Origin of the sequence: Leptolyngbya subtilissima AS-A7 (assembly GCF_039962255.1) — a bacterium.
Lineage (GTDB): Bacteria > Cyanobacteriota > Cyanobacteriia > Phormidesmidales > Phormidesmidaceae > Nodosilinea.
Genome location: NZ_JAMPKY010000013.1, coordinates 106,654 through 123,278 on the forward strand (window position 1 = coordinate 106,654; position 16,625 = coordinate 123,278).

Here is a 16,625-nt window from a genome sequence, read left to right on the forward strand (position 1 = left end):
CACCGCTAGATGCCGAAGCCAGTTCTAAAGGTGCTTGAAGCTGAAACGCAGGGCCGCCACCTGCGATCGCTCAGGCATTGATGGCTGTGCCCCCGGCACCATGACCGCCGCCGCAGCCACAGCGTTGGCGAACTGTACGGCTTCCTCCAGATCCATCGCTTCAGCCAGGCCAACGGCCAGGCCACCGTTAAAGGCATCCCCAGCCGCAACAGTATCGACCGCCGTCACCGGCAGAGCTGGCTGGTGAAAGGTGCGATGGTTTTCGGCGACTACAACACCCTGGTCGCCCAGCTTGACGATGGCGATCGCGACGCCGCGTTGCACTAGCTGCTGAGCTGCTTCGGTGGCGGTAGCGACATCGGCCACGGCCAGCCCAGTGAGGTGACTGGCTTCGACCTGGTTAGGGGTAAGAATATCCACAGTTCTAAGAAACTCTGGCGGGAGGTCAGTGCGGGCGGGAGCCGGATCGACAATTACCAGTGCCCCCTGAGCTTTAGCGGCCTTGGCGGCGACCATGACCAGCGGCAGTGGTACCTCAAACTGAAGCAGCACTAGATCGCCGGGCCGCAGCTGGGTTGTGAGGCGATCGACATCCCCGTCGCTGATTTGGCCATTGGCACCAGGTATGACCACAATGGTGTTTTGACCAGCGCTATCGACCGCGATCGCCGCCACCCCCGTCGATACCTCCCCGTCAACTGCCACCCCGCTGGCATCGACCCCAGCATTCTGCAAACCTTGAATGAGTTGACGGCCAAAGTCATCGTCGCCGACTCGACCGACCATTCTTGTCGCTGCTCCCAGCCGCACCGCCGCCACCGCCTGGTTGGCCCCCTTGCCGCCGGGGAGCGTCTCAAACTGGGTGCCCAAAATAGTTTCCCCCGGCTGGGGTAGGTGGGGCGATCGGCAGACCAGATCCATATTCAGGCTGCCAAACACGTAAATGGTCTTGGGCGATGGGTTAAGGGTCATCAGTAACGGGCGCTTAAACAGTTAACCGTTCGAACGGTGGAGCGTTTCAACCCAGGTAGGAGAACGGATTTGGCTGCTGCCAAAACCTCTTAAAACAGTTCCCTATCGTCGTCATCGTCAAGGGTGCTGTAGGGCGATGGGGGGCGATCGCTGCTCCAGGCCCACCAGGGGGTGGCGCACTCGCCGCAGTGATAAAACTCTTGCCATTTGCGGCGGTGGTCGGCTCCGTAGACGGGCGATCGGCGGTTGATCCAAACGGCTTTAGCCTGGCGGCTCTCGGCCCCACACTGGGGGCAGCAAAACTCGCTGGCGTGGGTGGCAGACTCGGCCCAGTCGGGCGAAAAAGGGGAAAAAGCTTCCATAGGGTGGAGCGGGGGGTCAGTTCTATTATGAGCCAGTCGAAGGATGGTTTGAGGCTTATGGTCTAAGGTCTACGGTTCAAGGTTTATGGTTCTAGGCAAAACCGTGGACCGTGAGCCTGTTACCTTACAGTTGGCATCTATCCCAGGGTTAAGTTCTAGAACAAGCCGCTTCGCTAGCGACGATCTTCGGCATAATCGGTGGCAGGCTCGCCAATTTTGGGCCAAAAGGAGAATGGCACCGCATGGCACTGCGTTTGATTTCGCTGCTAGGGATTTTTGGCCTTTGCTTTATTGCCTGGCTAGGTTCAGAAGATCGGCGGCGGGTACCGTGGAAGGTAATTGGCTGGGGCATTGCCATTCAGCTGTTAGTGGGGTTACTGGTGTTTTTGCTGCCCTTTACCCGCTCGGTAGTGGTCTGGCTCAGCTCTATTCTCAACGCCCTAATCGATGCGTCTGATGCTGGGGCTCGGTTTTTGTTTGGCCCCATTTTTGTGCCCGACTTTAACCAAACCGTTGGCCCTGCTGGAGCTGGACGCTGGATTGCTCGTGCTCTGACGCCGCCCTTTACCGCCGTGCCGGGCGATCGCTTGGGAACCGACAACCTCAACCTGGGCTACATTTTCGCATTCAGGTCGCTGCCCCAGGTGGTGTTTTTTGCCTCCATTTTTGCGCTGCTGTATAACTTGGGCGTGGTGCAGCCAATTGTGCGAGTGTTTGCCCGCTTCTTTCGCTGGGCGATGAATATCAGCGGAGCCGAGGCCCTGGCGGGGGCGGCGAATATTTTTGTCGGCATTGAGTCGGCGATCGCCATCAAACCTTTCTTGGAGCGCATGACCCGCAGCGAGCTGTGCGCTGTGTTGGCGGGCTGTTTTGGCTCTATTGCCTCCACGGTGCTGGGCCTCTACGCCGGCTATCTGCGGCCCATTTTTCCATCGATTGCGGGCCACCTGATGTCGGCCTCGGTACTGACAATTCCAGCCTGTTTTGTGATGGCTAAAATTTTGGTACCCGAGCGAGAGGTGCCCGACACCCTAGGCAAGGTGCCCGCCGTCGACTTGGCCGACGACGAGCAGCAAAGCCCAATGGATAGCCTGATTTTGGGTGCCCTCGACGGCGTCAAAATGGCGGTGGGCATTGTTGCCGCCCTAATCGCCATTCTGGGGCTGATCGCCCTGCTCAATTTGCTCTTTGCCCAACTAGCCAGCCTGTCCACCAGCGAGTTTGCTCTCTGGCGCGTCATCGGTCAGGTGTTTAGCGTGATCACGCTGCAGAACATTATGGGGGTGCTGTTTTTGCCCCTCACCTTTCTCACCGGAGTTTCCCTTGATTGGCAAGAGCTGTGGCTGTCGTCGCAGCTGATTGGGCGACGGTTTTTAGAAACAGCGATCCCGCCTTATATCGGCCTAGCCAATGCTGCTGCCGAGGGTACGCTGAGCGATCGCGCCCTGGTGATTGTTAGCTACGCCCTCTGCGGCTTTGCCCACCTGCCCTCGGTGGGCATCTTTGTCGGCGGTCTCTCGACCTTGGTACCCTCCCGCCGCAAAGACATTAGCGAAGTTGCCTGGAAAGCGCTGTGGGCGGGCACCCTTGCCACGCTGATGACCGGCTGCGTGGCGGGCATCTTTTTCTACGAAGGCGCGGCAGTGCTGGGTCGGTAAGAGGCTTCAGTTTTCAGCAGATGACCGTCCGCCTTGGTGTCTAATACGAAATCTGCCTTGAGAAACCCCGGCTCAAAATAGAGATCTTGTAGGGGCATTGCAGTGCAATGCCCCTACAAACCGGGTGTAACTGAATAGGATTCGGTATAAACCCGTAATAGGTTAGTCTTGACCAAGCCTTAGAGGCCTGCGATCGCTCCCTCACTGCGGCGATCGCAGCCGCCCAGCAGCCCATCTGGATTCACCTGAATGGCGTGGGCGTGGCCCATTTGCTCGGCCCATGCAGGAGCCTCGGTGACCTGATGTCCTCGCTGCTCTAGGGCTTGGCGAACTTCAGCAGGAATCCAATTTTCCATTGCCAGTTGGGTAGAGGCCTCGCCCCAGGTGCGACCCCACAGCCAGCGAGGCAGATCGATCGCCGCCTGGGGAGAATAGCCAAAGTCCAACATTCTAGTCAGTAGCGCCAGCTGGGTCTGAGGCTGGCCCTCGCCGCCCATGGTGCCCAGCACTAAGTAGGGCTTGCCGTCGTTGAGCACTAGACCGGGCATGAGGGTGTGAAAGGGACGCTTGCCGGGTTCTAGAGCGTTGGGGTGGTCGGGGTCAAGGGAAAACAGCGAGCCTCGATTTTGCAGGGGAAAGCCCAGCTCAGGCGGCACTACCCCCGACCCAAAGTCGAAGTACAGGCTTTGAATCGTCGATACGGCATTGCCCTCACTGTCTACTACGGCGAGGTAAACAGTGTCGCCGCCGATCTCCGGAGTCGGGTAGCCTTGGGCCACGGCCATACTCAGCCGAGCTCGGCGGCGATCGCCATAGGGTTTCGAGATCAGCTCTCCTAGCGGAATGTCGGTAAAGTCGGGGTCACTCAGCCAGCGATCGCGATCGGCAAAGGCCAGCTTGGTAGCCTCTACCAGCAGATGGTAATAGTCGGTGGTGCCGTGGCCGATGGTGTGCAGGTTAAACCCCTCCAGCACATTCAGCATTTGCAACACCGTAAACCCTTGGGTGTTGGGGGGCAGCTGGCACACCTGGTGGCCCCGATAGGTGGTGCTGATCGGCTCTACCCAGGTAGCGCTGTGGTGAGCGAAGTCGTCGCGGGTCAGCCAGCCGCCCAGAGCGCTCAGGTAGTCTAGGGTCTGCGCGGCGATTTCTCCCTGGTAAAAATCTTGGGAACCAGCGACGGCTAGGCGGCGTAGGGTTTTTCCCATCGGTAGGTTAGTCACTTGCAACCCAGCAGTCGGCACCTCACCTCCCGGCAAAAAGGGATTTTTCTCGCCGCCGTAGGCCCGGAGAAACTCAGCGTTGGCCCGCGTCCAGCGAGCCTGGGATTTGGAGCAGGGATAGCCCTGTTCGGCTAGGGCGATCGCGGGCTGAAGCAGGTCAGCCCAGGGCAGACGGCCAAAACGCTGGTGCATTTCGCCCCAGGCTGAGACACCCCCCGGCACTGTGATTACTGCCTGGGGGCCGCGCTGAGGAATGGCAGTTAGACCTAAGGATGTGAAGCGATCGCGATCGCAGCTCGCTCCCGCCCTGCCCGAGCCATTGAGACCGTAGAGCTGGCCTGAGCTAGCCTGGTAGCCCAGCCAAAAGCCATCGCCGCCCAGCCCGGTCATGGCGGGGTAGACCACCGATAGGGCCGCTTGGGTGGCGATCGCCGCATCGACTGCGTTGCCCCCCTGACTGAGCACGTTGAGGCCAGCGGTGGAGGCCAGGTAGTGGGGGCAGACCACCATCGCGGAAGGGGTAGCAGATGGGGCAGAGACTAGAGCCATAGCTAACTCAGGACTACATCAGCGTTGGGCCTAGAAGATTAGCATTTTTGCGGTGCACGGGTTCTGGGCGTTTATCGTCGGCCCCATCGTGCTGTCGGTGATGTCTACTGCGTTGAACAACTTTTTTGTCGGTCGGGCTCTCAAGCCTCGGGCCAAAGAGCTCGCAGGATAGGGGTAGTGCTAACAGCGCCTGGGTTAACCGATTGCCCAGGGCTAGGGGGCATCACGTAGATAGCCTGGTACTGGTTGCGGCCTTGGGCCTTGGCCTGGTAGAGGGCCTGATCGGCGGTAAACACCAAGTCAGAGGGCAAATAATCGGCCATGGGTAACACGTTGGCAACACCGCAGCTAATTGTGACGATCGCGCTGGGGGCTGTGTTGTGGGGCAATCCCCGTTGCTGAACCGCTGTCACCAGCCGCTGGCTGATGACGGTTGCCCCCTCCAAAGTGGTGTTGGGCAAAATAATGGCAAACTCTTCACCGCCGTAGCGGGTAACAATGTCGGCTGGGCGGCTAATGCACTGGCTGAGGGTTTTGGCCACTTCTTGAAGACAGCGATCGCCTGCCTGATGCCCATAGTGGTCGTTGTAGTCTTTGAAATGGTCAATGTCGCAGATCACCAGCGACAGCGACAGGTGTTCGCGCACACCCCGACCCCACTCCTGCAAGAGATATTCGTCAAAGCGGCGGCGGTTGGCCACCTGGGTGAGGCTGTCGATCATCGTCAGCTGCTGGAGCTGGTAGTTGGCCTCCCGCAGCTGAATCTCTAAGCGGTGCTGCAAAATTAGCCGCCGCACCCGCTGGCGCAGCACTGCCCAGTTAATCGGCTTGGTGACATAGTCGACCACCCCAATTTCAAACGCCTGATCTACCGATTTTTCGTCCTCTAGGCCGGTAATCATCAGCACCGGTGCCAGGTTGCCCTGGGTTAAATCCTGTAGTCGTCGGCAGACCTCAAAGCCGTCTACCACCGGCATCAACGCGTCCAGCAGCACCAGATCGGGCACGTGATAAAAGTACAGGTTTAGGGCCGCTTCTCCATGGGCAGCTTCGATCACCTGGTAGCCCTCGCGCTCCAGATAGCGGGTCAGCATATGGCGGATAAACGGGTCATCGTCGGCTACCAAAATTACCGCTGAATCAGAATTGACTGGCATGGTTGGTGACCTCCTGGGAAACCAAGGCAGACTGTAGGGCCGTTTTGACCTCAGCTAGAGCGTAGTGAATTGATTCCACCTGGTCAGCGACGAGCGGACTGGGGGCCTGGCGTAGGGCCGCTTCTAAATCTCGGCAGAGGACCGCGAGGTGGTCGGCACTCACGGAGGCGCTGCTCGACTTGAGGGTGTGGGCAGCCCGTTGCAGGGTGAGCCAGTCGTGCTGAGCCAGGGCAGCGAGCATGTCGGCCATGAGCTGGTCGGCACTCCCAAGGTAGCTGACAATCAGGTCGGCCATAAAGCTAGGGTCGCCGCCTACGGTGGTGGCAAAGGTGTGTAGTGCCATCAAATCGACCGCGAGGGCGGTGAGGGGGGCACCAGCCTCTAACACCCGAACGAGCTCCTCCAGGCGAATGGGTTTGCTGATGTAGTCATCCATGCCGGCCTGGAGACACTGTTCGCGATCGCCCTGCATGGCGTTGGCGGTGACGGCTACCAAGCGGGGGCGGCGGGTGGGCCAGCGCTGCACGATCTGTCGGGCGGCGGCGAGGCCGTCCATTTCAGGCATTTGCACATCCATCAGCACCAGATCGTAGGGCTGCTGTTCGAGGGCGTCCAGCACCTCGTAACCGTTGGCGGCTACATCGGCCCGGTAGCCCAGGTGCCGCAAAATTTGCAGGGCTACCTTTTGGTTCACTACATTATCTTCGGCTAGCAAAATTCGCTGAGGGCACCGCCGCCCCAGGTCGACGTCCATCAGAGCCGGTCGGGGGCGCGGCGATACACGCACGGCCTCTGGCTGTTCGGCCAGGGCAGCGGCCAGAGCGGCCATCAGCTGGTTCTGCTTGACGGGTTTGGTCAGGTAGGCAGCAAACAGGCCCTGCTGGGCAATGCTGTGGTGCCAGCCCAGAGAGGTCAGCATCACCAGGGGCAGCGATCGCTCCATAGACCGCTGGTGCAGGGCCTCGGCTAGAGCCAGACCGTCCATGCCCGGCATCTGCATATCTAAAATGGCTAGGTCAAAGCGCTGGGTCTCTAGGGCCTCTAAGGCGGCCAAGCCTGAGTCTACAGTCACCACAGCCATACCCCATCCCTGAAGCTGAAGCTGAAGAATTTTGCGGTTGGTAGCATTGTCGTCTACCACCAGCAGATGACGGCCCTGGAGACTGTGGGCAGGGGGCGACCCGACCAGCCGCGGCGGTTGCGGATCAAGGGTGGCCTGCAGGGTGAAGTAAAAGGTTGACCCCTGACCCTCAACACTTTCTACCCAGAGCGTGCCCCCCATTAGTTCGCACAGCCGCTTGCTAATGGCCAGGCCCAGGCCGGTGCCGCCAAACTGCCGGGTGGTAGAGGCATCCACCTGGCTAAAGGGTTGGAACAGGCGGTGCAGACGAGCCGCCGGAATGCCAATGCCGGTATCTTTGACCGCCACTTGCAGGGTGACTTGGTCGCTGGTGGTCTGCGGTTGAGCCTGGACTGAAACAATCACTTCCCCATGGGGGGTGAACTTGATGGCGTTGTTGACCAAGTTGACGAGCACCTGACGCAGGCGGCTGACATCGCCCATCAGGTGTTGGGGTACCTGGGGAGGCAGCAGGTAGGCTAGCTCTAAGCCTTTCCCAGAAGCTTTAGCGGCCAGCAAATCCATGGCTTCTTCTAGGCAGGTGCGCAGGTTAAAGGGCTGGGTTTCTAGATCGAGCTTGCCCGACTCAATTTTTGAAAAGTCGAGGATGTCGTTAATGATGGTCAGCAGCGCATCGCTGGCGTTGCGAGTGGTTTCGACAAAGTCGCGCTGCTGGTCAGTGAGGGGGGTGTCAAGCAGCAGGCCGGTCATGCCGATCACGGCGTTCATGGGCGTGCGAATTTCGTGGCTCATCATGGCTAGAAACTCGCTTTTGGCCTGGTTGGCGGCCTCAGCGGCGCAGCGGGCCTGGTCGAGGTCTTGCAAGTGCTGGTGCAGCTGGGCTTCGGCAAGCTTGCGATCGCTAATGTCGGTCTGAATGCCCACAAAGTGAGTCAGCTGGCCGTGGGGGTCGTAAATCGGTGAAATACTGAGCTGGTTCCAGTATTGTTGGCCATCCTTGCGGTAGTTGATTGCCTCTATAGTGCAACCTTGGCCGCTGGCCATGGCTTGACGCAGGGTTTCTAGGCCAGATTGATCATGCTTGCCCCCCTGCAAAAAGCGGCAGTTGCGCCCCAGGGCTTCGGCGGCGGAGTAGCTAGTGATGCGCTCAAAGGCGGGGTTAACGTAAATTACTGGATTGTCGGGCTGGCGGGCATCGGTAATCACGATGCCGTTGCTGCTGGCGGCGATCGCCCGCTCTTGCAGGCGCAGGGTTTCCCGCAGTCGCTGACGCTCTAGGTCAGCCTGCTGAATCTGTTCGATCTGGTGGTGCAGATCGAGCTGGGCCACCACCTGGGCAGCCAGTATTTCTAGGGCCTGCCGCTGCAAGGCGGTAAGGGTGCGAGGTACATGGTCAACCACGCAGAGGGTGCCGAGGGCGTAGCCATCGGTGGTGATCAGCGGCATACCGGCGTAGAAGCGCAGATTCAACTCCCCAGTGACTAGGGGGTTATCAAAGAAACGTTTGTCTTCTAGGGCATTAGGCACCTCCATTAACTTCGGCTGCAAAATGGCGTAGGCGCAAAAAGCCACATCGCGGGTAGTTTCGGGTACAGCAACGCAGCCCACGCGGGCTTTGAACCACTGGCGATGCTGGTCGATGAGGCTAACCAGGGCGATGGGCACATCACACACCATTGCCGCTAGTCGAGTCAGATTGTCGAAGCCCTCGGCGGGGGGCGTGTCGAGAATGTGATAGTCGTGCAGCGCCTGCAAACGACAGGCTTCGTTGATGGGTAGGAGTGCAGGTTGCATAGACCATGGCCCTTCAGAACAAAGACTCAGGGCGAGGCTGGTCTCGCAACCACACCCCACTGAGGGAAGCGACATATCCTTCAGAGTACCCAGTTGGATGTATTAGGTTTTACCATTTTGGCTGGATCGGGGTCGGCAAAGATACTGAGCTGGGCAGTTGTCTATGCTCGTCCAAAGCTGAATTTGCTCAATGCTCAAGGCTAGCGACTGGCGCTGGGCCTGTTGCCAGGAGATTTCTCACTGCTGCGGAGTTGGGAGCCGAGATTGTGAGAACGGAGGTGGGCGGGGCGATCGCTCCTAATTCCAACCGGTGGGAACCTTAAATTCAGGGATTTATGGAGCAATCGAACTGCATCGCTGCGGTTGAGTTAGCTGTTGGATGCCCGGGTGCGTCTGGAGAGTTTTTTCTGAGGACTGGTGATGAAACTCAACAATTCTGTCCCCATTGGCAGCGACAATCTGCTGGCTCGCATGGCTCCCGAAATAGCCGCGACCTTTAGCCCTGCTCAAATTCAAGCGTTGCAGGCAGCGCTAACACCGCGCCGCCATGCAATCAATATTCGTTTATCGGTGCCGTTGGGCATAACGCGGGTTTACTTAGTGCTGCTGGCCGGTACCGAAGGGCGATCGGAATCTCGCCGTCGTCACGAGGCCGCTCAGCACCCTTTGTGGACGCCGATAAATTTGCTGGTAATAGCTAGCACTATGGGCCTAGGCATTTTCGCGCTGCTGGCCATGTTACAGATTACCAACGCCGATTTACCTGCAGTCTTTAATCCCAAGGCGGCCCCAGCAGGTATTCCTTTCAAAGCAGACCGCACCAGTTGTGAAGAGAGTGGTCGTACCTGGCAAGAGGGCGACTGTCTTGACTTTGGCCACGACCCCACCTTCTAAAGTAACGGCAGGTCAAAGCTAAATTCTGTTTAAGGTTGCTCTAGAGACTGATAACTCACTCCCTAGAGCAACCCCTACTTTTTAACGGCTACATGTCTGCCGGTGGCTGAGAATTGGTTGTGGCGTAGTCAGGCAGCATGGCGTTGGCCATTTCGTAGTGCTCTTCAATGCTGGGCAACAGCTGTGAAGCGTAAGCAATCAAGCTCGGTGACTCACCTTGTGCCACTTCAGTGCGGTACAGCGAGATCGCCTTTAGATGAGCATTTGCCTGTACGCCAACATAAGCTTGATCAAACTCAGCACCAGAAAGCTGGGTCAGCTGTGCTGCGATCGCCTGATCAAGCGGATCAACGCGCTCGCTGGGCAGCTCAAAGCCTTGCTCAGAGGCCTGTTGAGTAAGAACTTCATTAGCGCGAGTGTGCTCATCAATCATGCGCTGAGCATACTGACGAATCGCTTGATCTTGGGATTTCTCTAGCGCCAGGCGGGAGGTGTCAATTTCAGCATTGTTGCCCTGGTAAGCGAGCTTGAAAAATTCCTGATCCACCGTTGTGACAGCCGCCCTTTGAGCGCCTTGGGAGGTCTGCTCAGCCGGGGTAGAGGTACCTGTCTGGCTGATGCGCGTGGTTTCAGCAAAACTCGGTAACGCTACCAGAGATGCGATCGCGGCAGCACCAGCAGCGCCCATCAAACGCTGGGTCAAACTGTAATTTAGTCGAGTCATGGTCTTAGATCTCCTGTTCCTGCTTAGTCTGCTCTGTGGTTAATTACTAACCATTGCTTCAGCGTAGAAGCCCACTTCAAGAGAGCCGTCTGTCACAGGGTCCATTAACGCCGCCTGAAGAGTTGATCTAAACCCAGAGATGACTAAGCAGAAAAGAAACGGAAACCGCGATCGCAGAAATTAGGCCGCCTGCCACATCTCAGAAATTTTGCCGGGCAGAAATTCAGCCACTTCTTGAACCCGCTCCTGGGACAACTCGTCCTTAGTGGCAGAAAAGACGGCAGTGATAATTGTTTCTGCATCGGCTCCTGGCAGGTTGCCTTCCTGCCGTAGGCGCACTAAAAAGTTGTCGGGGCTAATATGCAAATTGGGGCGAATATGGCTGAGAAAGCTCACCAGGGGATTGGTATCTTCCCACAGATCTTCCACCTTGTCGGGAGCATTATCGTCTAGCTCATCGGCAACGCGATCGATCGCTTCATTGCTCATCACATCTCGCATGGTCCGATACACCACTTCCGTGGCGTTGCGGGCTTCCTTTAAATCCTTCAGGTTGCCTTTTGTTCTAACTTTCTCTAAAAAGTCCTGGTATGTTTCCATAAGAATCTCCATGAGTTTTTGTTTGAACGCCTTAGATCCAACCCATAGCAACTGCTATGGATCAGTAATGTAGTAAAGCATTCCCAGGCAGCTAAAAACTAGCCAGAATCATTTGCTGATACAATGACACATTTACCACTTCGAAGGCAGCAAACTGGCGTCGCAAGCTACAGAACAATCTCCGGCATCTTAAAGGTTTGATAGGCAAAAGGGGTCTACCGCAGGCTAGAAGGCCAGCGAAAACGTTGTGTTATTGGTGGGTTTTGGCTCAAGATGAGGGTAGGCAGCTACCTTGTGAACAGGGAGAGTTTCTAGCTCAAGCGCGCTACCTAATTGGGCATTAACCCTGGTCGCTCTAGCGCTAAATTTTCTTTTAGCGGTGAATACAAAATACTCTTTAGAGACATCAATGGGCTGACTGTAACCGGTGGCCATGATTATGCGGTTCTTTAACCCATTGATAAGTTACTAGGTTAAGCAGTAACCCGATCAAAAATAGAAATGCCATTAGGGCTACTTGGTACCAGGCTATGGGCAGAATAGTCAGATCAACTATTAAGTGAGCTATGTTGAGCACTGAATAAATTAGTGTTAGCCAAAAGTGACCTATCCGATACCATCGTGAATCAAGTAGGCAGGTACCGGTGATGGCTATTAGCGGCATCGTAAAGAATGCCAGCATCAGCCACAAAATAGGAGAAATTTCGCCAATGTCGGTAGCCACGTGGCCGTGGGGTGCTAGCACGCTCAGGCCATGGAACAACGGCATGAGTGCTAGCTGAGTGTGAAAAAGTGTGCCCAGCAAAAACACCGTCCACAGGGCAATAATTTTGACGGCAAACGATGGTTGTTCCTTTGGTTTGAGCATCACTTTGCCTCTATCACTAAAACGTTAGGGCTCGTGCACCTCTTCTTCGCTGCGCTCTAGCAGGGTGTCTGCGGTGTGGTCTTGGTGGTGGCGTTGCTTGGCCATGGCCTGACGAGCTTTTTCCTCTACTGATGCAGCGGGTGATTCGTGGAGTTCGCCATCGGTGCGGCTGAGCAAGTTGTCGTGGTTGTGGTCGACGTGCTGACGCTGTTGAGCCAGTCGTTCACGGGCCTGGTCGTCTGACTTATCCATAAAAGCTGTTCTCTTCAGAAAGTATGCGCTGCGGAGATGGAGCGCGATCGCTAGTGACCATCGCCCCTGTACTAATTTTCCAAGTTATTGATGGACGAGCGATCGCCCCTGACACGATTGTTTAGCCTTCTCAATCGCCCGCAATCTCTTCTGAGAGTGTTCTTGCAACACCAGGCAGAGTCCACCTATAACTAGGGCATTGCTTGAGCGGGAATACCTTGTGCAATGAGCAATGTCCAGCCGAAAGCCAACGCTGTCGAGGGTTCAGGCTTACGGCACCGATGCTGTGGCAACAGCACTCTCAGACCCAACCGGGCGAATCACCAGCGTATTGAATAGGCTAATGTCGGTCCCCTCAGGAACCGATAGATCGAAGGCTCCACTGGTTTGTGGCAGCGGCCCCAGAGCAATGGGGCGTTTAGCCATATTGCCGTTAATGGTTAAGAACGCCTCCAACGCCTCCCCTTCGGCAGCGGTGGTAAAATCCTTTAGCGATAGGGTGATGCTGCTGCCCACAATGGCAGCTCCTACATAACCGCTAGCGGTGTGGCTGTCTGTCCCAACGACGCTGCCCATAGCCTATCTTCCTTGCTCTAAAACGCCCGGCCATCATTGTAGAAAGAATCGGCTCTAACTTTGCCGCTGACTTTTGGCTATTTGAGGGCAAGACTGTAGCGGGTCAAACGGCGTTAGCCCTGGGACGCTGCTTGGGATTAAACCGGTGCGATTTGTGGAGCGTAAAGCCTAAGGCATCCCAAAAACAGGAACCGAATCGGAACGAGTATCTTGGGGGCGATCGCTGTCGGCAAATGATGGGTTTTCCCCACTCATTCCAGCCCCAATGGCGGCTATCCTGGGAAAAGAACTCAGTAATCGATCTCCCCCCTTTCACGGATGTGTCAGGGGGTTTTACAATAGTTCATATTAGGTGTTGTTGCCTCGGCCCCAGCTCAGACTCCCCGTCATGGTCTCGTGATAGAGTTTTCTGTTGTCAAGGCTACCAAATCGACAACCCAGACCCCGTCTGAGTAACCCATGAAGATGGTCACCAGCGGTCCATCGCCCAGAATCCGGAGAAGCAGTTATGGCTAAAGACATCACCCGTTATCGCAATATTGGTATCTTCGCCCACGTAGACGCGGGCAAGACCACCACCACCGAGCGCATCCTCGCTCTCACCGGTCGCATCCACAAAATCGGTGAGGTTCACGATGGTGCCGCCACCACCGACTTCATGGAGCAAGAGCAAGAACGGGGGATCACGATTCAGTCGGCGGCCACCACCTGCTTCTGGAAAGAGCACCAGCTCAACATCATCGACACTCCGGGCCACGTTGACTTCACCATTGAGGTGTATCGCTCCCTCAAAGTGCTTGATGGCGGCATTGGTGTTTTCTGCGGCTCTGGCGGTGTAGAACCTCAGTCTGAGACCAACTGGCGCTACGCCAACGACTCCAAGGTAGCTCGGGTCATCTACGTCAACAAGCTCGATCGCACCGGCGCTGACTTCTTCCGAGTAATCAAGCAAGTTGACGGCATTCTGGCGGCCAAGCCCCTGGTGATGGTGCTGCCCATTGGCACCGAAACCGAATTTGTAGGCGTGGTTGACCTGCTCACCCGCAAGGCCTGGGTGTGGGATGAGTCGGGCAAGCCTGAGAACTACACCATTCAAGAAGTTCCCGAGGACATGAAGGATCAGGTCGAAGAATACCGCGAGGCGCTGATCGAGCTGGCCGTCGAGCAAGACGACGACATTCTCAATAAGTATCTTGAGGGTGAAGAGATCTCCATTGATGAGATCAAGTCCTGCATTCGCAAGGGCACCCGCGAGCTGGCCTTCTTCCCCACCTACTGCGGCTCCTCCTTTAAGAACAAAGGGGTACAGCTGGTGCTAGATGCGGTAGTTGACTACCTGCCCAACCCCCTCGAAGTGCCTGCCCAGCCCGAAGTCGACCTCGAGGGTAACCCCACCGGCAAACTGGCTCATGCCGATGCCGAGAAGCCCCTGCGGGCACTGGCGTTCAAAATCATGGACGACCGCTTTGGCGCGCTCACCTTCACCCGCATCTACTCGGGTCACCTGAAGAAGGGTGACACCATTCTCGACACGGCCACCGGCAAGACCGAGCGCATCAGCCGCCTGGTCGAAATGCACGCCAACGATCGCGAAGAAGTGGACTCGGCCCAGGCCGGTGACATCGTGGCGCTGATCGGTATGAAGAACGTGCAGACCGGCCACACCCTTTGCGACCCCAAAGATCCCGCTACCCTGGAACCCATGGTCTTCCCCGACCCGGTGATCTCCATCGCGGTGTATCCCAAGAAAAAGGGCGACAACGAGAAGATGGGTATGGCGATCAGCAAGATGGTGGCCGAAGATCCCTCCTTCCAGGTGGAAACCGACGAAGAGAGCGGCGAAGTCATCCTCAAGGGCATGGGCGAACTGCACCTCGACATTAAGGTCGACATTCTCAAGCGCACCCACGGCGTCGAAGTCGAAGTGGGCAAGCCCCAGGTGGCTTACCGCGAGGCGATCACCAAGCGCCTGGCCGACAGCTACACCCACAAGAAGCAGTCGGGTGGTTCGGGTCAGTACGCCAAGATTGACTATGTGATCGAGCCGGGCGAAACCAGTACTGGCTTCCAGTTTGAGTCGGCGGTGACCGGTGGTAACGTACCTCGGGAATTTTGGCCGGCTGTGCAAAAGGGCTTTGCCACCAGCGTTGACCGTGGCCCTCTGGCGGGTTACCCAGTGGTTGACCTCAAGGTCACCCTCACCGATGGCGGCTTCCACGCGGTTGACTCGTCGGCGATCGCCTTCGAAATCGCCGCCAAAGCGGCCTACCGTCAGTCGCTACCCAAGGCTGGTCCCCAGCTGCTGGAGCCGATCATGAAGGTCGACGTGTTCACCCCCGACGACTACATGGGCGACGTCATCGGTGACCTCAACCGTCGCCGTGGCATGATCAAGTCCCAAGATCCCGCCGCTACCGGCGTTCGGGTGAAGGCTGATGTGCCCCTGAGCGAAATGTTTGGCTACATTGGCGACCTGCGCACCATGACCTCGGGTCGTGGCCAGTTCTCCATGGAGTTCTCTCACTACGCCCCCTGCCCCAGCAATGTGGCCGAGGAAGTGATCAAGGAAGCCAAGGAGCGTCAGGCGGCTGCCGCTAAATAGGCAGTAGGGGCACAGCATGCTGTGCCCCTACCTCTTCGGATAGTAAAACGCCCCGGTCAGAGTCTGGCCGGGGCGTTTTGTGTTTGGGTATTGGCGTTGCTGAGTTCTGGGATGAACCGACCTGATTCGCCCTCTCCCTAGCCCTCTCCTAAGGGGAGAGGGAACAGGATTTTCGGCTCCCTTCTCCTTTGGAAGAAGGGCAATTCATTACATTCAGCAACGCTGGGGTATTTAGGTAGGGGCAAACGCCGTTTGCCCCCAGGCGTCTGCCCTCCTAAACCGAACCAGCGGCGGCAGGGACGTGCCGTGCGGTTTCGTCATCTAGCCCCACCAAGCGAGCGCTCAAATCCCATAGCTTGCGGGCCTTGGCGTCATCTAGGGCTTCGTTCGACACCTCTTGGGCGAAGGAGCGGCGGCCGGGCTTTTGGCGATTGCCCCAGCTCCAGTACATGCCGGATTCCTTAAGCTCGGGGTCGGTGACTACATCGGCCACTCGCTCACCCGCCAGTTTTTGGGTGACGTAGCCGCCCGTGATGTTCTTCTGAAACCAGGGGAAGATGGTCTGAAACGCCTTGAAGTGGTTGCGGAACAGGGGCGTATCGGCCACACAGCCGGGATACAACGAGCTAAAGGTGATGCCGGTCTCGTCGTGGTAGCGGCGGTGCAGTTCGCGCATCGTGAGCACATTGCACAGCTTGCTGTCTTTGTAGGCTTTACCCGACTTGAACTTTTTGTTGTTGATCATCGAGATCGGGGCTTTGAACCCGGCCTCAAAGCCCTCTAGGTTGCCCAGATCGGGGGGCGCGGGGATAGGAATCTTGCCGCCCAGCTCTTTGGGGTTGGCGGTGACGGTGCCGAGGATGATCAGGCGCTTGTCGGCAGCAGGAGAAGCCTTAATGTCATCCAGCAGCAGGTTGCACAGCAGGAAGTGGCCTAGGTGATTGGTGGCGACGCTGATTTCGTAGCCATCTTCGCTATACATTGGCTCTTTGAGCAGCGGGTAGTAGACAGCGGCGTTGCAAACTAAGGATTCCAAACTGCGGCCCGTGGCCCGAAAGTCGCTGACAAACTGGCGCACGCTGGCCAGAGAGCCGAGGTCGAGGTGGATGATGCTGTAGCGATCGCTCGGTATGCCGAGCTCTTGGGCTACCTGCTTCGTTTTATCGATATTGCGGCAGGCCATCACCACATGCCAGCCGCGATCGGCCAGGGCCTTAGCGGCGTTGAGCCCCACCCCAGAGGAAGCCCCGGTCACAATGACTGTTTTCTGCTGTTCCATAACCATCTTTAAGACTGAAAAATCGCTTCTAGCA

General features: G+C 57.2%; 14 protein-coding genes. 3 read left to right on the forward strand and 11 right to left on the reverse strand.

The window, feature by feature from the left end; translation table 11 throughout:
* Positions 1 to 24 precede the first annotated feature (24 nt).
* Together rbsK and NC979_RS24105 are read right to left on the reverse strand one after the other, a co-directional pair.
* Complete coding sequence (gene rbsK / locus NC979_RS24100) at positions 25 to 972, reverse strand: ribokinase (RefSeq protein ID WP_190522482.1); 948 nt, start codon at positions 970 to 972, stop codon at positions 25 to 27.
* Between the two features lie 89 nt (positions 973 to 1,061).
* The gene (locus NC979_RS24105; protein WP_190522484.1) at positions 1,062 to 1,334 is read right to left on the reverse strand and encodes a hypothetical protein; all 273 of its coding nucleotides are present in this window, start codon (positions 1,332 to 1,334) and stop codon (positions 1,062 to 1,064) included.
* Positions 1,335 to 1,576: 242 nt separating this feature from the next.
* Between NC979_RS24105 and NC979_RS24110 the strand changes: the two genes are divergently transcribed.
* Positions 1,577 to 2,992: a NupC/NupG family nucleoside CNT transporter gene (locus tag NC979_RS24110; RefSeq protein ID WP_190522486.1), complete on the forward strand. Its 1,416-nt coding sequence runs from the start codon at positions 1,577 to 1,579 to the stop codon at positions 2,990 to 2,992.
* Positions 2,993 to 3,171: 179 nt separating this feature from the next.
* Here NC979_RS24110 and ggt read toward each other — a convergent pair whose 3' ends face one another.
* The 3 genes from ggt to NC979_RS24125 form a co-directional block, all read right to left on the reverse strand.
* The gene (ggt, locus tag NC979_RS24115; protein WP_190522489.1) at positions 3,172 to 4,764 is read right to left on the reverse strand and encodes a gamma-glutamyltransferase; all 1,593 of its coding nucleotides are present in this window, start codon (positions 4,762 to 4,764) and stop codon (positions 3,172 to 3,174) included.
* Positions 4,765 to 4,904: 140 nt separating this feature from the next.
* Complete coding sequence (locus NC979_RS24120) at positions 4,905 to 5,921, reverse strand: response regulator (RefSeq protein ID WP_190522490.1); 1,017 nt, start codon at positions 5,919 to 5,921, stop codon at positions 4,905 to 4,907.
* Entirely contained in the window at positions 5,905 to 8,796 is a 2,892-nt protein-coding gene (locus tag NC979_RS24125; RefSeq protein WP_190522492.1) for a response regulator, read from the reverse strand. Before NC979_RS24125 ends, NC979_RS24120 begins: the two co-directional genes overlap by 17 nt.
* A gap of 420 nt (positions 8,797 to 9,216) precedes the next feature.
* Here NC979_RS24125 and NC979_RS24130 point away from each other — a divergent pair, with 420 nt between their 5' ends.
* Complete coding sequence (locus tag NC979_RS24130) at positions 9,217 to 9,690, forward strand: hypothetical protein (RefSeq protein WP_190522494.1); 474 nt, start codon at positions 9,217 to 9,219, stop codon at positions 9,688 to 9,690.
* 88 nt (positions 9,691 to 9,778) lie between these two features.
* Here NC979_RS24130 and NC979_RS24135 read toward each other — a convergent pair whose 3' ends face one another.
* From NC979_RS24135 to NC979_RS24155, 5 genes are all read right to left on the reverse strand, one after another.
* Positions 9,779 to 10,414 (reverse strand): DUF4142 domain-containing protein, encoded by a 636-nt coding sequence (locus NC979_RS24135; protein WP_190522496.1) that lies wholly within the window; start codon positions 10,412 to 10,414, stop codon positions 9,779 to 9,781.
* Positions 10,415 to 10,594: 180 nt separating this feature from the next.
* Positions 10,595 to 11,014 (reverse strand): DUF2267 domain-containing protein, encoded by a 420-nt coding sequence (locus NC979_RS24140; protein WP_242024157.1) that lies wholly within the window; start codon positions 11,012 to 11,014, stop codon positions 10,595 to 10,597.
* A gap of 406 nt (positions 11,015 to 11,420) precedes the next feature.
* Positions 11,421 to 11,882: a hypothetical protein gene (locus tag NC979_RS24145; protein WP_190522500.1), complete on the reverse strand. Its 462-nt coding sequence runs from the start codon at positions 11,880 to 11,882 to the stop codon at positions 11,421 to 11,423.
* A gap of 24 nt (positions 11,883 to 11,906) precedes the next feature.
* Positions 11,907 to 12,134 carry a hypothetical protein gene (locus NC979_RS24150; RefSeq protein ID WP_190522502.1) on the reverse strand — a complete coding sequence of 76 codons (228 nt, stop codon included), beginning with the start codon at positions 12,132 to 12,134 and terminating at the stop codon, positions 11,907 to 11,909.
* A gap of 270 nt (positions 12,135 to 12,404) precedes the next feature.
* A complete protein-coding gene (locus tag NC979_RS24155; protein ID WP_190522504.1) occupies positions 12,405 to 12,710 on the reverse strand; it encodes a hypothetical protein in 306 nt (101 codons plus the stop codon).
* 508 nt (positions 12,711 to 13,218) lie between these two features.
* Here NC979_RS24155 and fusA point away from each other — a divergent pair.
* Positions 13,219 to 15,312 carry an elongation factor G gene (gene fusA / locus NC979_RS24160; RefSeq protein WP_190522507.1) on the forward strand — a complete coding sequence of 698 codons (2,094 nt, stop codon included), beginning with the start codon at positions 13,219 to 13,221 and terminating at the stop codon, positions 15,310 to 15,312.
* Between the two features lie 274 nt (positions 15,313 to 15,586).
* Here the strand turns inward: fusA and NC979_RS24165 are convergent, their stop codons facing one another.
* A complete protein-coding gene (locus tag NC979_RS24165; protein WP_199308979.1) occupies positions 15,587 to 16,591 on the reverse strand; it encodes a protochlorophyllide reductase in 1,005 nt (334 codons plus the stop codon).
* Positions 16,592 to 16,625 lie beyond the last annotated feature (34 nt).

Coding starts and splice junctions, on each gene's coding strand:
- NC979_RS24130 (WP_190522494.1), top strand. CDS start 9,217: ATGAAACTCAACAATTCTGTCCCCATTGGCAGCGACAATCTGCTGGCT.
- NC979_RS24145 (WP_190522500.1), bottom strand. CDS start 11,882: ATGCTCAAACCAAAGGAACAACCATCGTTTGCCGTCAAAATTATTGCC.
- NC979_RS24155 (WP_190522504.1), bottom strand. CDS start 12,710: ATGGGCAGCGTCGTTGGGACAGACAGCCACACCGCTAGCGGTTATGTA.
- ggt (WP_190522489.1), bottom strand. CDS start 4,764: ATGGCTCTAGTCTCTGCCCCATCTGCTACCCCTTCCGCGATGGTGGTC.
- NC979_RS24125 (WP_190522492.1), bottom strand. CDS start 8,796: ATGCAACCTGCACTCCTACCCATCAACGAAGCCTGTCGTTTGCAGGCG.
- fusA (WP_190522507.1), top strand. CDS start 13,219: ATGGCTAAAGACATCACCCGTTATCGCAATATTGGTATCTTCGCCCAC.
- NC979_RS24105 (WP_190522484.1), bottom strand. CDS start 1,334: ATGGAAGCTTTTTCCCCTTTTTCGCCCGACTGGGCCGAGTCTGCCACC.
- NC979_RS24120 (WP_190522490.1), bottom strand. CDS start 5,921: ATGCCAGTCAATTCTGATTCAGCGGTAATTTTGGTAGCCGACGATGAC.
- rbsK (WP_190522482.1), bottom strand. CDS start 972: ATGACCCTTAACCCATCGCCCAAGACCATTTACGTGTTTGGCAGCCTG.
- NC979_RS24140 (WP_242024157.1), bottom strand. CDS start 11,014: ATGGAAACATACCAGGACTTTTTAGAGAAAGTTAGAACAAAAGGCAAC.
- NC979_RS24150 (WP_190522502.1), bottom strand. CDS start 12,134: ATGGATAAGTCAGACGACCAGGCCCGTGAACGACTGGCTCAACAGCGT.
- NC979_RS24165 (WP_199308979.1), bottom strand. CDS start 16,591: ATGGAACAGCAGAAAACAGTCATTGTGACCGGGGCTTCCTCTGGGGTG.
- NC979_RS24135 (WP_190522496.1), bottom strand. CDS start 10,414: ATGACTCGACTAAATTACAGTTTGACCCAGCGTTTGATGGGCGCTGCT.
- NC979_RS24110 (WP_190522486.1), top strand. CDS start 1,577: ATGGCACTGCGTTTGATTTCGCTGCTAGGGATTTTTGGCCTTTGCTTT.